Origin of the sequence: Streptomyces sp. NPDC048142 (assembly GCF_043202835.1) — a bacterium.
Lineage (GTDB): Bacteria > Actinomycetota > Actinomycetes > Streptomycetales > Streptomycetaceae > Streptomyces.
Map to the genome: position 1 here is coordinate 1 of NZ_JBIDBC010000021.1, position 17,239 is coordinate 17,239.

18 protein-coding genes and 1 tRNA gene are annotated in these 17,239 nt (G+C 72.2%); 7 read left to right on the forward strand and 12 right to left on the reverse strand.

The genetic code is table 11. The features are described 5' to 3' along the window. Nucleotides 1-178: 178 nt before the first annotated feature. The 8 genes from ACGF2Y_RS24115 to ACGF2Y_RS24150 form a co-directional block, all read right to left on the reverse strand. The gene (locus ACGF2Y_RS24115) at nt 179-916 is read right to left on the reverse strand and encodes a D-Ala-D-Ala carboxypeptidase family metallohydrolase (RefSeq protein WP_392951034.1); all 738 of its coding nucleotides are present in this window, start codon (nt 914-916) and stop codon (nt 179-181) included. Nucleotides 917-1,085: 169 nt separating this feature from the next. Then, the gene (def, locus tag ACGF2Y_RS24120; protein WP_392951036.1) at nt 1,086-1,724 is read right to left on the reverse strand and encodes a peptide deformylase; all 639 of its coding nucleotides are present in this window, start codon (nt 1,722-1,724) and stop codon (nt 1,086-1,088) included. Nucleotides 1,725-1,845: 121 nt separating this feature from the next. Continuing rightward, nucleotides 1,846-2,841, reverse strand: coding sequence for a hypothetical protein (locus ACGF2Y_RS24125; RefSeq protein ID WP_018959149.1), 996 nt, complete (start codon nt 2,839-2,841; stop codon nt 1,846-1,848). Between the two features lie 93 nt (nt 2,842-2,934). Next, nucleotides 2,935-3,063, reverse strand: coding sequence for a hypothetical protein (locus ACGF2Y_RS24130; protein WP_392951039.1), 129 nt, complete (start codon nt 3,061-3,063; stop codon nt 2,935-2,937). Between the two features lie 637 nt (nt 3,064-3,700). Then, a complete protein-coding gene (gene rsrA / locus ACGF2Y_RS24135; protein ID WP_392951041.1) occupies nt 3,701-4,021 on the reverse strand; it encodes a mycothiol system anti-sigma-R factor in 321 nt (106 codons plus the stop codon). After that, the gene (locus tag ACGF2Y_RS24140; protein ID WP_007458152.1) at nt 4,018-4,674 is read right to left on the reverse strand and encodes a sigma-70 family RNA polymerase sigma factor; all 657 of its coding nucleotides are present in this window, start codon (nt 4,672-4,674) and stop codon (nt 4,018-4,020) included. Before ACGF2Y_RS24140 ends, rsrA begins: the two co-directional genes overlap by 4 nt. Nucleotides 4,675-4,977: 303 nt before the next feature. Next, the gene (locus ACGF2Y_RS24145) at nt 4,978-5,619 is read right to left on the reverse strand and encodes an alpha/beta family hydrolase (RefSeq protein WP_392951044.1); all 642 of its coding nucleotides are present in this window, start codon (nt 5,617-5,619) and stop codon (nt 4,978-4,980) included. A gap of 135 nt (nt 5,620-5,754) precedes the next feature. Continuing rightward, nucleotides 5,755-6,570 (reverse strand): SOS response-associated peptidase, encoded by an 816-nt coding sequence (locus ACGF2Y_RS24150; protein WP_392951047.1) that lies wholly within the window; start codon nt 6,568-6,570, stop codon nt 5,755-5,757. A 53-nt stretch (nt 6,571-6,623) separates the two neighbouring features. On the opposite strand from ACGF2Y_RS24150, the gene ACGF2Y_RS24155 reads away from it, so the two are divergent. The 4 genes from ACGF2Y_RS24155 (at nt 6,624) to ACGF2Y_RS24170 (ending at nt 10,261) form a co-directional block, all read left to right on the forward strand. Next, a complete protein-coding gene (locus ACGF2Y_RS24155) occupies nt 6,624-7,337 on the forward strand; it encodes a M50 family metallopeptidase (protein WP_392951049.1) in 714 nt (237 codons plus the stop codon). Nucleotides 7,338-7,441: 104 nt separating this feature from the next. Beyond that, nucleotides 7,442-8,794: a 3-phosphoshikimate 1-carboxyvinyltransferase gene (gene aroA / locus ACGF2Y_RS24160; protein ID WP_392951052.1), complete on the forward strand. Its 1,353-nt coding sequence runs from the start codon at nt 7,442-7,444 to the stop codon at nt 8,792-8,794. 3 nt (nt 8,795-8,797) lie between these two features. After that, a complete protein-coding gene (gene rsgA, locus ACGF2Y_RS24165) occupies nt 8,798-9,814 on the forward strand; it encodes a ribosome small subunit-dependent GTPase A (protein ID WP_392951055.1) in 1,017 nt (338 codons plus the stop codon). A 123-nt stretch (nt 9,815-9,937) separates the two neighbouring features. After that, nucleotides 9,938-10,261 carry a DMT family transporter gene (locus ACGF2Y_RS24170; RefSeq protein WP_392951057.1) on the forward strand — a complete coding sequence of 108 codons (324 nt, stop codon included), beginning with the start codon at nt 9,938-9,940 and terminating at the stop codon, nt 10,259-10,261. Here ACGF2Y_RS24170 and ACGF2Y_RS24175 read toward each other — a convergent pair. Further along, nucleotides 10,218-10,871 carry a TetR/AcrR family transcriptional regulator gene (locus ACGF2Y_RS24175; protein ID WP_392951060.1) on the reverse strand — a complete coding sequence of 218 codons (654 nt, stop codon included), beginning with the start codon at nt 10,869-10,871 and terminating at the stop codon, nt 10,218-10,220. The two genes, ACGF2Y_RS24170 and ACGF2Y_RS24175, sit on opposite strands and share 44 nt — an antisense overlap. 125 nt (nt 10,872-10,996) lie before the next feature. Here ACGF2Y_RS24175 and hisN point away from each other — a divergent pair, with 125 nt between their 5' ends. Together hisN and ACGF2Y_RS24185 are read left to right on the forward strand one after the other, a co-directional pair. After that, complete coding sequence (gene hisN, locus ACGF2Y_RS24180) at nt 10,997-11,797, forward strand: histidinol-phosphatase (protein WP_392951062.1); 801 nt, start codon at nt 10,997-10,999, stop codon at nt 11,795-11,797. Nucleotides 11,798-12,019: 222 nt separating this feature from the next. Then, nucleotides 12,020-12,421: a cyclic nucleotide-binding/CBS domain-containing protein gene (locus tag ACGF2Y_RS24185; RefSeq protein ID WP_392951064.1), complete on the forward strand. Its 402-nt coding sequence runs from the start codon at nt 12,020-12,022 to the stop codon at nt 12,419-12,421. A 79-nt stretch (nt 12,422-12,500) separates the two neighbouring features. On the opposite strand, the gene ACGF2Y_RS24190 is transcribed toward ACGF2Y_RS24185, so the two are convergent. Further along, the gene (locus tag ACGF2Y_RS24190) at nt 12,501-13,970 is read right to left on the reverse strand and encodes a catalase (protein WP_392951066.1); all 1,470 of its coding nucleotides are present in this window, start codon (nt 13,968-13,970) and stop codon (nt 12,501-12,503) included. A 170-nt stretch (nt 13,971-14,140) separates the two neighbouring features. Here ACGF2Y_RS24190 and ACGF2Y_RS24195 point away from each other — a divergent pair, with 170 nt between their 5' ends. After that, nucleotides 14,141-14,560 carry a Fur family transcriptional regulator gene (locus ACGF2Y_RS24195; RefSeq protein ID WP_097971186.1) on the forward strand — a complete coding sequence of 140 codons (420 nt, stop codon included), beginning with the start codon at nt 14,141-14,143 and terminating at the stop codon, nt 14,558-14,560. 103 nt (nt 14,561-14,663) lie between these two features. Here ACGF2Y_RS24195 and ACGF2Y_RS24200 read toward each other — a convergent pair. Further along, nucleotides 14,664-14,737: transfer RNA gene (locus ACGF2Y_RS24200), tRNA-Met, on the reverse strand. A gap of 220 nt (nt 14,738-14,957) precedes the next feature. Continuing rightward, a complete protein-coding gene (locus ACGF2Y_RS24205; protein ID WP_392951069.1) occupies nt 14,958-17,090 on the reverse strand; it encodes a tetratricopeptide repeat protein in 2,133 nt (710 codons plus the stop codon). Nucleotides 17,091-17,239: the final 149 nt, after the last annotated feature.

A 17,239-nucleotide genomic window follows, 5' to 3' on the forward strand; every position in this document is an offset into this window, starting at 1 on the left:
AGACGGCAGCCGCCTGATAGCCACACCCAGCACCCCTGGGCGACCCAACCCTACGAATGGCTCGATCAACCCGCTCAAGAAGGTAGAGCCGCCTGAGCGCCGCCGGGCACGGAGAGTACTGCGAGGGTCCTGCCGGGCATGGGGGTGCTGCCGGGCAGGGAAGGCGCTGCGGGGAGGGTCAGATGCCGCAGCTGGGTGCCGACCAGTAGCGGTTGGGCCCCTGGTTGACGTGCACGTGGTCGTTGTGGCCGCTGTATCCGGGGCCGAGGATCCCCCGGAAGCCGTGGTAGCGGGCCTGCCTGGCCAGCGCGCAGAGCGAGTGCGGCGAGGCGCCGAGGTCGACCGCGTCACCGTACATATGACGGCTGTTGGAGGCTCCGCCGACGGCCGCGTTGCAGGAGACGGAGCGGAAGCCGCTGGTGACGCGGATGGGCTGGTCGCCCAGCGCGTGGCGCAGCGCCTCCAGCTTCCACATGCTGCTCAGCGCGTTGGCCCTGGCCGTACCCGCCGCGACCTTCCCGCCGGCCCAGGTGCTGTTGCACTTGTTGAGCTCGGGGTACGTGAAGTGGATCGGCGTGCAGTCGTTGTCCTGGAGCGCGTAGATCTTGGCCTGGGTGGCGGGCCCGGCGATCCCGTCGGCGGCCAGGCCGTAGGCCGCCTGGAACCGCTTGACGGCGGCGGTGGTGGCGGGGCCGTAGGAGCCGTCGATGGCGAGCACCGTGTTGTAGCCCGGGTAGCCGGCCACCCGGATCTGGAGCTGGGCGACATCGTTGCCGGTGGCGCCGGTCCTCAGGGTGCGGTTCCAGGTGTAGCAGCCGTCGGCCTGCGCGGTGCCCGCGGTCAGCACCGCACCGCCCAACGCGAATGTAATGGTCATGACAAATCCGAGCAGAACGCGTGCGGTACGTCTCAGCACAGGGGGTCTCCCTCTGAACGTCACGGTCGATGTACACGTGAGCCTGGACCAGCGGTCAACGCGCGTCAACTCCCCCCGGGCAAACTACAGTTATCTGCCAAGCGTCCCGCGAAAAGCGGCAGGGGCCCGGCACCGGCGAACCGGTGCCGGGCCCCTGCCGCCTTCGTCCTCAGTCGTTCGGGACGACCTCGTAGCGCGGCGTGCCCTCGTCCATCTGCCGCAGCGCGTCCTTGCGCTCCCGCTTGGAGAGCCGGTCGATGTACAGGTAGCCGTACAGGTGGTCCGTCTCGTGCTGGAGGCAGCGCGCGAAGTAGCCGGTGCCCCGCACCTTGACCGGGTTGCCCTGCGCGTCCTGCCCACGCACCACCGCGTAGTCGGGGCGGGCGAGCGAGGCGTACGCGGTCGGCACCGAGAGGCAGCCCTCGTTGGAGTCGTCCAGCACCCGTGCCTCGGGGGCCAGCTCCTCCAGGACCGGGTTGCAGATGACGCCGGTGTGACGCTTCCCGTCGTCGTCGGGGCAGTCGTAGACGAAGACCTTCAGGTCCACGCCGATCTGGTTGGCGGCCAGGCCGACGCCCTCCGCCGCCTTCTGGCTGGCGAACATGTCGTCGATCAGCCGCGCCAGCTCGGCGTCGAACGCGGTGACGTCCTTGCACTCCTTGTGCAGCACCGGGTTGCCCACGACCGTGATCGGACGGGAGGTACCGCGCTCGCGGTAGGCCGCCTCGCGCTCCTCGCAGTCCTCCGTGTCGACGAGGAACCCCTCGTCGTCCACGCCGATCCGCCCGTCCGTCTCCTGCTGCGACATGTCCGCCGTACGCCTTCCTGCAAAACCTGAACTCGGTGACCCCGCCGCATCCCGTCAAAGCCCGGGAGACCGCGAGTGGAACAGCACCGCGATCGGTGCGCGTACAGCCTACGGGCAGCCGTCAGCAGACTTCTTCGAGATCCCGCCACTCGCGGCTGTCCGGGCTGTCGGCGACCCAGCCGTCCAGCAGCCCGCGCACCAGACCTGCCGGGGCCGCGAGACCGCACTCGCGCTCCGGGACCCACAGGTCGCCGGCGCCCGCGGTGCGGTGGCCCAGCGGCCCGGGGTGGCCCGGCTCACTGTGGTCGTGCGGGTCCAGGTGCTCCCCGTCGCCCTCGTCGCTCTCCATCCGGCTCTCCGAACAGGCCCGGCACAGCAGCCGTACGGAGGAGGACCAGTCCTCGGCGGCGAACCCGGCGTCCGAGGCCAGCTTCTCCAGCGCGTCCCGGTCGTCCTCGGTGGCCGCCTCCAGCAGCACCACCCAGGTCGGCACCGGGGACGGCGCCCACAGCTCGATCTCGTCGAACACCGGATACGAGGGCCCGGCCGCGGTGACCCGCTCGCCGTTGGGCACCCCGTCGTGCAGGACGACCTCGCCCCAGCGCCGCCCGGAGGACGGCAGCGGGATCGAGAGCACCTCGATCCGGGCCGGGTCGAGCCGGCGGCCCCAGACCACCTCGGCCTCGCCCTCCGGCGAGAGCCGCACCGCCGCACTGCCCAGCTCCATGCCGGTCGGCTCGGTGGTGGCCGCGCTGTGCTGGCCGCCGCCGGGAACCTTCAGCCCGTACGCCTGCCAGGCCCGCCGCGCCAGCGGCCAGTCCTGGAGCGCGGTGGCCGCGATCCCGACGTTCCACCAGTCCGGGGCACCGGACTCCCGGTCGAGCAGCGCGACGGCCCGCAGGCCCGCCGCCCTCGCCTGCTCCCAGTCGTGCCGGAACTTGTGCAGCAGCGCCAGATTGAACCAGGACTCCGAGAGCCAGGGCTCCAGATCCGCCGCGCGCGTCAGCAGCGCCCCCGCGTCCTCGTACCGGCCGTCGCCGATCAGCGTGAACGCGCGGTCCGTGGCCTGCCGCCAAGAGGCGGACGGCCGATGCCGTACCTTCCCGAAGATCCTCACGATTCCCGCCTGTCCCGACTGGACATCCCTCGTCATCCGCTCTGCTTTCGCATCCAACCATGCCCGGCCGGACGCCCGCTCATTACCCATGGGTTACCCAGCTCCGGCCGGGGCCTGACCGCCCCGCGCGAGGACGCGTCCCAGCGCCGCCACCACCTGCGGCCGGTGGTCGTGCCCCGCGCCGAGCCCGAGCCGCTCCAGCGCGCCGAGCGGCCCGCTCACGCATTCCCCGCACGGGCCGTCGTATGCGTTGACCGTCCTGACGATCCTGGCGACGGGCGGCTTTCTCCCGGTACGGACCGGCCCTGCTGCTCCACCGCCCCGCCGAACAGGGCGATCGGGAGCGGCTCGGCGCCCGGCAGCCGGGCGGTCGCACGCCGGCGACGGGTCGAGGAGGGAGCGCCGGCCGAGGCCATACATCGGAGCGGCCCACTCAGCGCATGGCCGGCCGCGGCCCGCTCAGCGCATGGTCGGCGGGCCCCGCTCAGCGCCGGGGCCGCGGGCGGGAACCGCGTGGAGTGCGGCCCGTCGCCGGACCAGCGCTCGGCCTGCCCGGAGTTGCGCGGCGGCCGGAAGCAGACCGCCGCGAGTCGGCCGGCTCGCGGCCGGAACCGGGGGGTGTACCTGACGATCAGGGCCCCCGCGCCCCACGGAACCGGGGCGTCAGGGGGGCGTACGCGGGGAGACCGCGCCAAGATCGCACGGCGCACGGCGCACGGCGGCCAGGATGCACGCAGTGCCGCCGCCGATGTGCCGCTCACGCCCACACGCGCCCCCGTCATGGCCGATGGAACGCGCCACGCCCGCGAGTCGCACGGCTCACCGAGCCGCTACGGGCCCGGTCGGCACAAGCGGGTGACTATTCGGCGGTGGTCGCCGACCGGTCCGGGCCCTGCACGCTCACATCGTGATCGGGCACGGCCTCCCCGGCCCGGATCAGATCGATCCGGCCCATCACCTTGGAGCGCAGGTCGGTCGGGACGTCGTCCTGTCCGCAGCAGCGCTTGACCAGCTTCTTCACGGCCTGTTCGAGGCCGTATTTCTCCAGGCACGGGGAGCACTCCTCGAAGTGCACCTCGAACTTGGTGCAGTCGCCCTCGGGCATCTCCCGGTCGAGAAACTCGTAGAGATGGTCGAGAACCTCTGAGCAATCCGTCTCGTGCGGCTCTCCGCAGCTCATGAGGCCGAGCCCTTCCGATCGTCCGAGTCACCGGCACCGGCCGCGACGAGCCCGCGCTCACGGGCGTAGTCCTCCAGCATGCCGCGCAACTGGCGGCGGCCGCGGTGCAGCCGGGACATCACCGTACCGATGGGAGTCCCCATGATGTCCGCGATCTCCTTGTAGGCAAAGCCCTCGACATCGGCGAGATACACGGCGATGCGGAACTCCTCGGGAATCGCCTGGAGCGCCGACTTCACGTCGGAGTCCGGGAGATGGTCGAGCGCCTGGGACTCCGCCGAGCGCAGACCGGTCGACATGTGCGACTCGGCCCGTGCCAGCTGCCAGTCCTCGATCTCCTCGGCGGCGCTGCGCTGGGGCTCCCGCTGCTTCTTGCGGTACGAGTTGATGAAGGTATTGGTGAGAATGCGGTACATCCACGCCTTGAGGTTGGTGCCCTCACGGAACTGGTGGAAGGAGCCGTACGCCTTGGCGTAGGTCTCCTGGACCAGGTCCTCGGCATCGGCGGGGTTGCGCGTCATGCGCAGCGCGGCCGAGTACATCTGGTCGAGAAAGCCGAGGGCGTCCCGCTCGAAGCGCGCGTTGCGCTCGGCTGACGTCTCCGGTGCACGGCCGTCGTCGGTCCCTGTGTCGGTCCCAGTGACCGGACCCACCTCCTCCAACGATGTGGCGGAGCCGAAACCGGACCCGCTCGCCTCGGAGAATAGTCGACCTTGCTTCGACACGGCCTGTCGATTACTGCCGCCCTGGGGCCGCTCAGGGGTGGTCCTCGCCGCAGGCAGCACGCTCCACTCCAGGTCAGCGGCGTTCGAGCGGCTGGGGCAGATGGTCGAACCCATGCGACGGACTCCCTCTCCACGTACGACGTTGTTGTACCGACGTCCCGAACAACAGCGCCCCCGCGCGGAGCATTCCCGGGGCCCTCCCCACCCGCGAGGAGCCCTGGGCGGGCTCGGTCATCCGAGTGACGCGGCCCACTCGGCGACCGCGTCGGTCAGGACACCCATCGCCTGCTCCTCGGTCGTCCCGGACCGCTTCGGCACCGCGAACCCGTGGTCGCCGTAGGGCACTTCGACCAGCTCGTACGGACCGGGCGGGAACTCCTCGGGCCGGCCGAACGGGTCGTTGCCGCCCTGCACCACCAGGGTGGGCACGCCGGCGCCGAGCAGCTCGTCGGCGCGGGACTTCTCGGGCCTGCCCGGAGGGTGCAGCGGGAAGCTGAGCGCGAGGACGGCCGCCGCGCCCAGCCCGTCCGCCGTCCGGCAGGCGACCCGGGCCCCGGCGCTGCGGCCCCCGGCGACGACGGGGAGCCCGGGAGCGGCCAGGGCGGGCCACAGACCGCGCCACCCGGTGTCCAGGGTCTTCGGGGCGGGGGCCATCTTCTTGCCGGCCACCCGCCAGGGCTGCTCCACCAGGGCGACGGTGACGCCGTGTCCGGGCAGGACGGCGGCCAGCGCCTTCAGATCGCGGGCCTCGATGCCGCCGCCCGCTCCGTGGCTCACGGCCAGCACGAGGCGGGGCGCGGCCGCGGGGACCCAGGTGATCCTGGCCTCACCGGCGTCGGTGGTGACGTTCTGCGTACTCCGTTGGCGGCTCACCGGGCCATTCTCGCCCGCGCGTCGTTCAGGCCGCTGTCCCGCACGTCGTTCAGGCGGACCTCCGGCCACTGTCCCGCACGTCCTTCAGACAGCCTGTCCCGCACGTCGTTCAGAACAGCCTGTCCCGCGCGTCGTTCAGAACAGCGTGGACTCCTCCGGCGCGGCCAGCTCCTCCAGCAGTTCGGGCCCGTTGTTGCGGACGTTGCTGACGGCGGTGGCGACCGGGTAGGCGCGCATCAGCCCGCCGGGCGGCGGCTCCAGCAGCTCGCGCAGCTCGTCGAGGCCCGTGTGCGCGGGGTCCAGCCAGGCGTCCCACCGGTCGGGCGTGAGCATCAGCGGCATCCGGGGATGGATGTCGGCGAGGGCGCCGGGCCCCTCGGCGGGGGCGACGGCCAGCGGGGCGGTCTCCGCCTCGGTGGTGATCACCGAGCAGGTCACCCACCAGGCGTTCTCGTGGTCGCCGGGCAGCGTCGCGTCGCGCCAGAACTCGTACAGTCCGGCCATCGCGAAGACCGACCCGTCGGCGGGGGTCACGAAGTACGGCTGCTTCCGGGCCCGCTTCTTGCCCTTCTTCTCCTCCAGCTGCCGTTCCTCCGAGCCGGTGACCCACTCGTAGTAGCCGTCGGCGGGCAGAATGCAGCGGCGCTGGGCGAAGGCACGGCGGAAGGAGGGTTTCTCGTGCACGGTCTCCGCGCGGGCGTTGATCATCCGGGCGGCGCCCTCGGGGGTCTTCGACCAGGACGGCACGAGTCCCCATTTCAGGGCGCGCAGCTGGCGAACCGGACGCCGGTCGTCGGCGTCCTTAACAGGACGCTCCAGAACCGCGTAGACCTCCTTGGTCGGCGCCACGTTCCAGTCCGGCTCCAAGGTCTCGGCAGGTTCCCGCTTCTCGATCCCGAAGAGCCCGGCCAGGTCCTCGGGCCCCCGGCTGGCTGCAAACCGTCCGCACATGGATGCCAGACTGCCACGACCTCCCACCCCCACCGCAAGGAGTCGCCCCGCCGATGAACAGCACCGAACTGGGCGATCTGTGGGATCGCGTCACCGGAACCCAGTCCGCTCCCGAGCAGTGGCTGGTGGTGGTGACGGCCACGCTGGCGCTCGTCGCCGTCGTACCGAACCCGATATGGCGGCTCGCGCGCAACACCATCACCATCGCGCACGAGGGCGGCCACGGTCTGATGGCCCTGCTCACCGGGCGGCAGCTCGCCGGTATCCGGCTGCACTCGGACACCAGCGGACTGACCGTGAGCCGCGGCAAGCCGACGGGCATCGGCATGATCCTCACGGCGGCTGCGGGCTACACAGCCCCGTCGCTGCTGGGTCTGGGCGGCGCCTGGCTGCTGGCCGACGGCAGGATCACCCTGCTGCTGTGGGTGGCGACGGCGCTGCTCGCGGTGATGCTGGTGATGATCCGCAATGTGTACGGGGCCCTCACCGTCATCCTGACCGGCACCGCCTTCCTGCTGGTGTCCTGGCTGGCGTCCTCGGACGTCCAGTCGGCGTTCGCGTACGCCGTGGTGTGGTTCCTGCTGCTGGGCGGGGTGCGGCCGCCCTTCGAGCTCCAGTCCAAGCGGCGCGGCGGCGGCGCCCCGGACTCCGACGCGGACCAGCTGGCCCGGCTGACCCAGGCCCCGGCGGTGCTGTGGCTGTTCCTCTTCCACGCGGTGTCGCTGTGCTCGCTGATCGGCGGCGGGCGGTGGCTGCTGGGGTGGTGAGGGCGGGTCGACCCACCCCGGCCCGCACCACTCTTCTGTTACGGGCTGGTTTCCGCCCTTTTGGTCAGGATCCAGGTTCGCGCGGAGCCACTAAAGTGATGGCCATGACCGAGAGTTCCGTGCACCCCGCCCTCTGGCCCGCCCCCCACGCGAGCGGCGCCGTCGACGCGACCGTCACCGTGCCCGGATCCAAATCGGTCACCAATCGCGCGCTCGTACTGGCCTCGCTGGCCGCCGAGCCGGGCTGGCTGCGCCGCCCGCTGCGCTCCCGCGACACCCTGCTGATGGCCGACGCGCTGCGCGCGATGGGCGTCGGCATCGAGGAGACCGTCTCCTCCTCGTCCGCGACCAGCCCGTCCGCCGCGGCCTGTCCGGACAGCTCCGGCGAGGCCTGGCGGGTCATCCCGGCGGGGCTCCACGGCCCGGCCGCGGTCGACGTCGGCAACGCCGGCACGGTGATGCGTTTCCTGCCGCCCGTCGCCACGCTCGCCGACGGCCCGGTCCGCTTCGACGGCGACCCCCGGTCCTACGAGCGCCCGCTGACCGGCGTGATCGAGGGGCTGCGGGCGCTCGGCGCGCGGATCGACGACGACGGGCGCGGGACGCTGCCGCTGACCGTGCACGGCGGCGGGGCGCTGGAGGGCGGCCCGGTGTCGATCGACGCCTCGTCCTCCTCGCAGTTCGTCTCGGCGCTGCTGCTGTCGGGGCCGCGCTTCAACCAGGGCGTGGAGGTCCGGCACACCGGATCCACGCTCCCCTCGATGCCGCACATCCGGATGACCGTCGACATGCTGCGGGCCGTCGGCGCCCAGGTGGACGAGCCGGAGACGGGCGGCGAGCGCAACGTCTGGCGGGTGGCCCCCTCCGCCCTGCTCGGCCGGGACCTGACGATCGAGCCGGACCTGTCCAACGCCCAGCCGTTCCTGGCCGCGGCCCTGGTGACCGGCGGCCGGGTCACGATCCCCGACTGGCCCGAGCGCACCACGCAGCCGGGCGACGCGCTGCGCGAGATCTTCACCGCGATGGGCGGCAGCTGCGAGCTGACCGAACGCGGACTGACCTTCACCGGTACGGGCCGGATCCACGGCATCGACGTGGACCTCGGCGAGGTCGGCGAGCTGACCCCGGGCATCGCGGCGGTCGCGGCGCTGGCCGACTCCCCCTCCATGCTGAGCGGTGTCGCCCATCTGCGGCTGCACGAGACGGACCGGCTGGCCGCGCTGACCAAGGAGATCAACGAGCTGGGCGGCGATGTCACCGAGACGGCCGACGGGCTGCACATCCGCCCGCGCCCGCTGCACGGCGGCGTCTTCCACACGTACGACGATCACCGCATGGCCACCGCCGGGGCGATCATCGGCCTGGCGGTGAAGGGCGTGGAGATCGAGAACGTGGGCACGACCGCCAAGACCCTGCCGGACTTCCCGGACATGTGGACCGGAATGCTCGGGGCCTAGCAGATGCGCCGCTACGGGAAGAACCCCGACGAGGACGACATCCGTGTCCGCCCCAACCGCAAGGGCAACCGGCCGCGTACGCACATCCGGCCCAAGCACGAGGACGCCGAGGACGGCATGGTCCTCACCGTCGACCGGGGCCGGCTCACCTGCCTCGTCGAGGGCCGGACCGTGGTGGCGATGAAGGCCCGCGAGCTGGGGCGCAAGGCCGCCGTGGTGGGCGACACCGTCTCCATCGTCGGCGATCTCTCCGGCGAGAAGGACACCCTGGCCCGGATCGTGCGCATCTCCCCGCGCCGTACGGTGCTGCGCCGCACGGCGGACGACGACGATCCGTACGAGCGCGTGGTCGTCGCCAACGCGGACCAGCTGGCGATCGTCACCGCGCTGGCCGATCCGGAACCCCGCCCGCGCATGATCGACCGCTGTCTGGTGGCGGCGTACGACGGCGGGCTCACCCCGCTCCTGGTGCTGACCAAGTCCGACCTCGCGTCGCCGGACAAGCTGCTGGAGGCGTACACCCCGCTCGGCGTCCCGTACATCGTGACCAGCCGCGAGGAGCTGGAGAACGGGGACTCCGCGGACCGGGTACGTGCGTTCCTGAACGACCGTGTCACCGCGTTCGTCGGGCACTCCGGGGTCGGCAAGACGACGCTGGTCAACGCCCTGGTGCCGAAGGACCGGCGGCGGACCACGGGCATCGTCAACGCGGTCACCGGCCGGGGGCGGCACACCACCACCTCGGCGCTCGCGCTGCCGCTGCCCGGCGGCCGCGGCTGGGTGGTCGACACCCCGGGCGTGCGGTCCTTCGGGCTGCACCACGTGGACCCGTCGCGGGTCATCCACGCCTTCCCGGACCTGGAACCGGGGACCGAGAACTGCCCGCGCGGCTGCACCCACGACGAGAACCAGCCGGAATGCGCGCTGGACGCCTGGGTGGCCGAGGGGCACGCCGATCCGGCGCGGCTGGACTCCCTGCGCCGGCTGCTCGCGACCCGGGAACGGCGCGAGGGCGACTGACGGCCGCGTCCGGCCGGAATCGGCCCCTGTCCACCCGGACACGTTTGCGGGCTTCAACGACTGGTAAAGGCATAATCGCACCGAGCGGGACCAAGCCGTCACCTATGCGGGAGGCTACTGACGATGCCGTGGCTGCTGGTCGTGGTCGCAGGACTGCTGGAGACCGGCTTCGCCGTGTGTCTGAAGCTCTCCCACGGATTCACCCGGCTCTGGCCGACGATCGCGTTCGCCGCGTTCGCGCTCGGCAGTTTCGGTCTGCTGACGCTGGCGCTGAAGAAGCTGGACGTCGGTCCGGCGTACGCGGTGTGGACCGGGATCGGGGCGGCCGGGACGGCGATCTACGGCATGGTCTTCCTCGGTGACATGGTCTCCACGCTGAAGCTGGTGTCGATCTCGTTGGTGATCATCGGTGTGATCGGTCTCCAGCTGTCCGGCTCCGCCCACTGAGACCGCCCGCCTGCCCCGCACCGGCCGGCCACTCACCCGCCGACCGGGACGCCTCCCGGGACGCCTCCCGGACGAGGCGGAGCGCGCGGCTGTCCGCGGCGTCGTCGCCCGGCACCGGGACGACCACACAGGACAGCGCGAGGCGTAACGCGATCTCGCAGCGCCCGGCGGCGGCCTCGGGCGACACGGCCGCCAGCCGGTCCCGTACCAGCGCGAGCAGCTCCCCGGGGGCCGGGAGCGCTCCGGTGCCCGTACGCCCCTGATCGCCCGGCCGGCGGTCCGGGCGGGGCAGCCCCGGTGGCCAGTGCCCCGTGAGCAGCGCCTTGACGAGCGCGTCCTGGCGGGCGGCCCGTACGGTCCAGAGCGCCACGGCGGCGGGGCGGTCGGGCGCGGGGGCGGTCAGGGCGCGGTCCACCCCGGCGAGGTAGCCGTCGGCGGCCCGTCGCAGCAGGGCCCCGGCCAGTCCGCCCTTGGTGCCGAACTCGTTGTAGAGGGTCTGCCGCGAGACGCCTGCCAGAGCGGCGACGTCGACCATGCGCACAGCGCGCCAGGGCCGGTCGTCCAGCGCCCGGAGGGCGGCGTCCAGCAGTGCCTGCCGCGCTGCCGGCATCGCTGCCTCCCCCGCCCCCGGATCCTGCGGTTCAGAGTTGACGCGCTCCCGGACGCTGTCAAGGGTCCCGGGCGGCGGCGGGGGCGCTGTAGCCCGCGCCCGGCGGCGCTGGATACTGTGACGGCATGCCCGACTACCACGATGATCTGCGCCTCGCCCACGTACTGGCGGACGCCGCCGACGCGGCGACGATGGACCGGTTCAAGGCTCTCGACCTGAAGGTCGAGACCAAGCCGGACATGACGCCGGTGAGCGAGGCGGACAAGGCCGCCGAGGAGCTGATCCGGGGCCACCTGCATCGGGCCCGCCCGAGGGACGCGATCCTGGGCGAGGAGTACGGGGTCGAGGGCACCGGTCCGCGGCGCTGGGTGATCGACCCGATCGACGGCACCAAGAACTATGTGCGCGGCGTGCCGGTGTGGGCGACGCTGATCTCGCTGATGGAGGCGGGCGAGGAGGGCTTCCAGCCGGTGGTGGGCGTGGTCTCCGCGCCCGCGCTGAACCGGCGCTGGTGGGCCGCGAAGGGCGCGGGCGCGTTCACCGGCCGCAGCCTCACCTCCGCGACCCGGATGCGGGTGTCGAAGGTGGAGCGGATCGCCGACGCCTCGTTCGCGTTCTCCTCGCTGTCCGGCTGGGAGGAGCAGGGCCGCCTCGACGGCCTCCTGGACCTCACCCGGGCCTGCTGGCGGACGCGGGGGTACGGCGATTTCTGGCCGTACATGATGGTCGCCGAGGGGTCCGTGGACATCTGCGCGGAGCCGGAGCTGTCGCTGTGGGACATGGCGGCGACCGCGATCGTCGTACAGGAGGCGGGCGGCCGGTTCACCTCGCTGGACGGGGTGGACGGTCCGGGCGGCGGAAACGCGGCGGCCTCGAACGGGCCGCTCCACGACGAGCTGCTGGGCTACCTCAACCGGCGCTACTGACCACCCTTTCCAGACTGTCCGGAACCGTACGGTCCACGCAGCGCACAGACCGCGCGGTCCGCGAGGCGCACCGGGGGCGTGCCGGGTGCTTTCCGCGCGCCCCCGGCGCGCCTCGCCCACCCCTTGTCGACCCGCCCCAACGGTGCAACTCTGAGAGTCCCCCCACTTGTGAACTTGTGAATCGACTCACAGAGTCGGCTCACCGAGGAGGTGGCTCGTTTCATGCTCGTCCGTGACGCCATGAGCACGGTGGTCCTCACCATCGGCCCCACCCATACGCTCCGCCAGGCGGCCCGGCTGATGTCGGCCCGGCGCATCGGGGCAGCTGTCGTCAACGACCCGGACACCTTCGGGCTCGGCATCATCACCGAGCGCGACATCCTCGACGCGATCGGGTCCGGGCTGAACCCCGACCGGGAGACCGCGTCCGCCCACACCACCACCGATGTGGTGTTCGCCGCCCCGGCCTGGACCCTGGAGGAGGCCGCGGAAGCCATGACGCACGGCGGGTTCCGGCACCTGATCGTGCTGGACGGCAACGGCCCGGTGGGCATCGTGTCGGTGCGCGACATCATCCGCTGCTGGACGCCGGTCCGCCGCCGTACGGTCGCGGCCGCCGGCTGACGCCGCCGGGCGCCGGACGGACCGGTGGGCCGGACCCCCGCGCGGGGATCCGGCCCACCGTTCGACGACAGGCGTCCGGTCAGCCGCGAAGGGCCTGGACCGCGGCTTCCAGCCGCTTGCCGAAGTCGCCGTCCGCCTGGCGGAAGTTGTTGATCGCGCGCTCGGCGATGTCGTCGCGCGAGACCTTGGCGATGAACCCGGCGAGGTTCTCGATCAGCCGGACCTTCTCTTCCTCGGAGTAGAGCCGGTAGAGGTCGCCCGCCTGCACGAAGTCACTGTCCTCGGCGTGGCTGACGGCCTCGTAGTTGCCGGCGGGGCCGGTGACCGGGAGCGGCTGCCACAGCGGCCGGTCGGTCTGGAACGGGCCGCCGAAGCTGTTCGGCTCGTAGTTCTTGGCGCCCTTGTGACGGCCGTCGTAGAGGAAGCCGTCCCGGCTGTTGGTCCGCGCCTCGGTGGCGTGCGGGCGGTTCACCGGCAGGTGGTCGGCGTTGATGCCGACGCGGTAGCGGTGGGCGTCGCCGTACGCGAAGAGACGACCCTGGAGCATCTTGTCCGGGGACGGGCCGATGCCCGGCACGAAGTGCGCGGGGCTGAAGATCGACTGCTCGACCTCGGCGAAGATGTTCTCCGGGTTGCGGTTGAGCTCCAGCTTGCCGATCTCGATCGGCGGGTAGTCCGCGTGCGGCCACACCTTGGTGAGGTCGAACGGGTTGAAGCGGTAGCCGGCCGCGTCCGCCGCGGGCATGATCTGGACCTGCACCGTCCAGGACGGGAAGTCACCGCGCTCGATCGCCTCGCGCAGATCGCGCTGGTGGCTGTCGGGGTCCTCACCGGCGAGCTTGTCGGCCTCGTCCTGGGTGAGGTTCTTGATGCCCTGGTCGGTCTTGAAGTGGTACTTGACCCAGAAGACCTCGCCGGCCTCGTTGTTCCACTGGAAGGTGTGCGAGCCGTACCCGTTCATGTGGCGCAGCGTGGCCGGGATGCCGCGGTCACCGAAGAGCCAGGTCACCTGGTGCGTCGACTCGGGCGACAGACCCCAGAAGTCCCAGACGTTGTCCGCCTCCTGCGAGCCGGTGTACGGGTCGCGCTTCTGAGTGTGGATGAAGTCGGGGAACTTGATGGCGTCCTTGATGAAGAACACCGGGGTGTTGTTGCCGACGAGGTCGTAGTTGCCCTCTTCGGTGTAGAACTTCAGCGCGAAGCCGCGGGGGTCGCGCACGGCGTCGGCGGAGCCCAGGTTGCCCGCGACGGTGGAGAAGCGCAGGAAGGTCTCGGTCTGCTTGCCGACCTCGGAGAGGAACTTCGCCCGGGTCCACTGCGAGACGTCGCGGGTCAGCGTGAACGTGCCGTACGCACCGGCGCCGCGGGCGTGCACGATGCGCTCCGGAATGCGCTCACGGTTGAAGTGGGCGAGCTTCTCCAGCAGCGCCTGATCCTGGACGAGAACCGGACCGCCGGCGCCCGCGGTCTCACTGTTCTGGTTGTCGGCAACCGGCGCTCCGGCCTCCGTGGTGAGCGGTCCCTGCGTCACGTGCGCCTCCTGCGTCATGTCCTGCACTTCTGTGATCGGCCGACCTCGGTCGCCGGGCCGATGTTCCGCACAGCCTGTCCCTTGGCGTATGCCGATCCCGATCCTACAATGGACAATGTCTAAGTCAAGCGAACATCCAAAGTCACACTCGATCGGGACTCGGTCCCTCCACTGTTAGGCTGGGCTGCATGAGCGACCTGCTGGAACGACTTCGTGGACGCGGCTGGCGCATGACGGCGCAGCGGCGTGTCGTGGCCGAGGTCCTCGACGGGGACCACGTGCACCTGACGGCGGACGAGGTCCACGCGAGGGCCGTTTCCAGGCTGCCCGAGATCTCGCGCGCCACCGTCTACAACACCCTCGGCGAGATGGTGTCCCTCGGTGAGGTGCTGGAGGTCTCCACCGACCGCCGGGCCAAGCGCTACGACCCGAACGCGCACCGCCCCCACCACCACCTGGTGTGCGCCCGGTGCGGCGCCATCAGGGACGTGCACCCCGCGGGCAACCCGCTGGCGGACCTGCCGACGGACGAGCGCTACGGCTTCATGGTCTCCGGCGTCGAGGTGACGTACCGCGGCATCTGCCCGAACTGCGCCGCCACCGCCTGAGCCGACCACTTCCGGGCCCGCCTCCGGGCGGGCCCGTGGCCGTTGCGCCTCCGGACACGACGAAGGCCCGGATCCCAAGGGATCCGGGCCTTCGTCTTTTCAGTAGCGGGGACAGGATTTGAACCTGCGACCTCTGGGTTATGAGCCCAGCGAGCTACCGAGCTGCTCCACCCCGCGTCGGTGAATGCAACATTACGCCAGCAGGTCGAGCGGCGCAAATTCATTCACACCGGCCCCGGGGAGGCCCGGGTGTGCGGCTCCTGTTGTCCAGCTGCCCGGCTGTCCGGCTGCCCGGCTGTCCGGCTGTCCGGCGTCAGCCGATCCCGGCTCGTCAGCCGCTTCCGGCGTCAGCCGTTTCCGGCGGCAGCTGTTCCCGGCGCGTCAGCCGTTTCCGGTGTCACGCGGTCAGCTCCTGGTGCAGCGCCTCCCGCAGCCGCGCAGCCCGCTCGGCCACCTCGGCCGGACCCAGCTCCACCGCCCGCGCGCACCAGCGCTGCCCCTCGGTGAGCTCGCCCCGCCGGGCGGCGAGCAGCGCCAGGCGCAGCGCGGCGCGGCCGTGTCCGGCGCCGGCGGCACGGCTCCACCACAGGGCGGCCTCCCGCTCGCTGCCCTCGCGGGCCAGCAGCAGCCCGAGGTTGAAGGCCCCGTTGCGGCTGCCCGCCTCGGCCGCCTCCCGGTACCAGTGGGCGGCACTCTCCACGTCCCCGCGGGCGGCGGCGAGCATACCGACCCGGACCTGGGCGCGGCGGTGGCCATGCTCGGCGGCCCGCTCGTACCACTCCTCGCACTCGGTCTTCTCCGGCATCGGCTCGCCCAGCGCGGGCGGTCCGGGCGGCGGCTGACGCGCGTCCAGCACCCCGGCCAGCCGGAACGCGGCCTCGGCGCTACCGCCGCCGGCGGCACAGCGCAGGTGCCGCTCGGCCTCCCGGTCGTCGCCGTCACGCAGCAGGGCCATGCCGACCTGGAGCGCCGCGTCCGTGTGCCCGGCCGCCGCGGCGCGCTCGTACCAGCCCAGCGCCGTACGGTCCTCGTCGCGCCCGGCGTGCAGGATGCCGAGGTTGAAGGCCGCGTCGACGCTGCCCGCCTCGGCCGCCTTGGAGAACCAGGGCTCGGCCCCGGTGTGGTCGCCCGCCTGGAGAAGCAGCACCGCGAGCGCGTTGGCGGCCTCACGGTGCCCGGCGTACGCGGCACGGCGGTACCACTGCTCGGCCTGCGGGGTGCGGTCCTGGGCGGCGCAGAGCAGCCCGAGGTTGTACGCCCCGTTGACGTCACCGGCGTCCATGGCGGCCCGGTACCAGCGCTCGGCGGTCTGCTGCTCACCGCGTGCGGCGTGCAGCGCGCCGAGCGCGTTGGCGGCGTTGCCGTCGCCGTCCTGGGCGGCGCGCAGCCACCACACGGCGGCGCTCTCCTCGTCGCCGGCGTCGCGCAGCAGGAAGCCCAGCGCGCAGGCGGCACGCGGCTCGCCGTCCTTGGCGGAGGTGAGATACCAGCGTCCGGCCTCCTTGAGCTCGCCGCGCTGCTCCAGGATCGCGCCGAGGTGCAGGGCGGCACGGCGGTGGCCCCGGGCGGCGGCCTGGCGGTACCACTGCTCGGCCTCGCCGACCCGGCCGGCGGCCGGGCCCGCCGCGGGGCTGTCGCCGTCGGCCGTGCTCTTGACACCCGTGTTCTTGACACCCGTGTTCTTGGCACCCGTGTTCTTGGCGCCCGCTCTTTTGGCGGCCTCGGGACCGGTCGCCCGTACGTCCTGGGCGGGCGCCGGCGGGTCGCCGGGCAGGCCGAGGCCCGTTCCGGTCCGCCCGGAGGCGGCGCCCCGGCCCAGGCCGAAGGCGTCGTGCGGGTCCTCGACGGCCTTCCGCTCCAGGGCACGGGCCAGCCGGTAGGCGGCCTCGCGGTGCCCCTGCTCGGCGGCGGCACGCAGCCAGCGTTCGGCGCCGACGTCGCTGCGGTGCTCCAGGAGGTCGGCCAGCGCGTACGCGCCCAGCGCGTGGCCCTGCTCGGCGGACTGCCGCAGCCAGTACTCCGCGCCGGGCTCGTCGCCGCGCTCGCGGAAGTGCCGGCCGAGCGCGTGCGCGGCGGCGGCGGAGCCGGCCACGGCGGCGATGCGCCACCAGCCCGCGGCCTCGTCCGGGTAGCCGCGCTGGTGCAGCAGGACGCCCAGGTTGTTCGCGGCGGCCCGGTCCCCGTCGGCGGTGGCGGCGCGCAGATACCGCTCGGCGCTGTCCAGCTCGCCCCGGCGCAGCAGCAGCGCGCCCAGGACGCTCATGGACGCGGTGTCCCCCGCGTCGGCGGCGCGTCGGTGGCGCGCCTCGCTCTCGGCGCTGTCCCCGGCGTCGACCGCGTCCGTGGTGTCCTCGTCGGACGTGCTCGCGGCGGCACCCGGGCCGCTGGTGCAGGTCCGCTGGACCGGTGCGCCCGCCCCGGCGATGGCAGCGGCGAAAGCCGCGTCTACCGCGCTTTCCGCATCTTGGCCGCGCTGCTGCACAAACCGCCCTGTCTCCAACAGAGTTGCCCTGTCCCCCATAAATACCATCGTCGCACCACCTGTAACCCGCGTACACCTGGTATATCGCGGACAGTGAGGTCACTACAGCGTTTTGTCGACATGCCCACAGGGAGACAAGTCAAACACGTCCGGAGGCAACTGCTGCCCAGCGAACCGCACTTCACGCCCACAGCCTG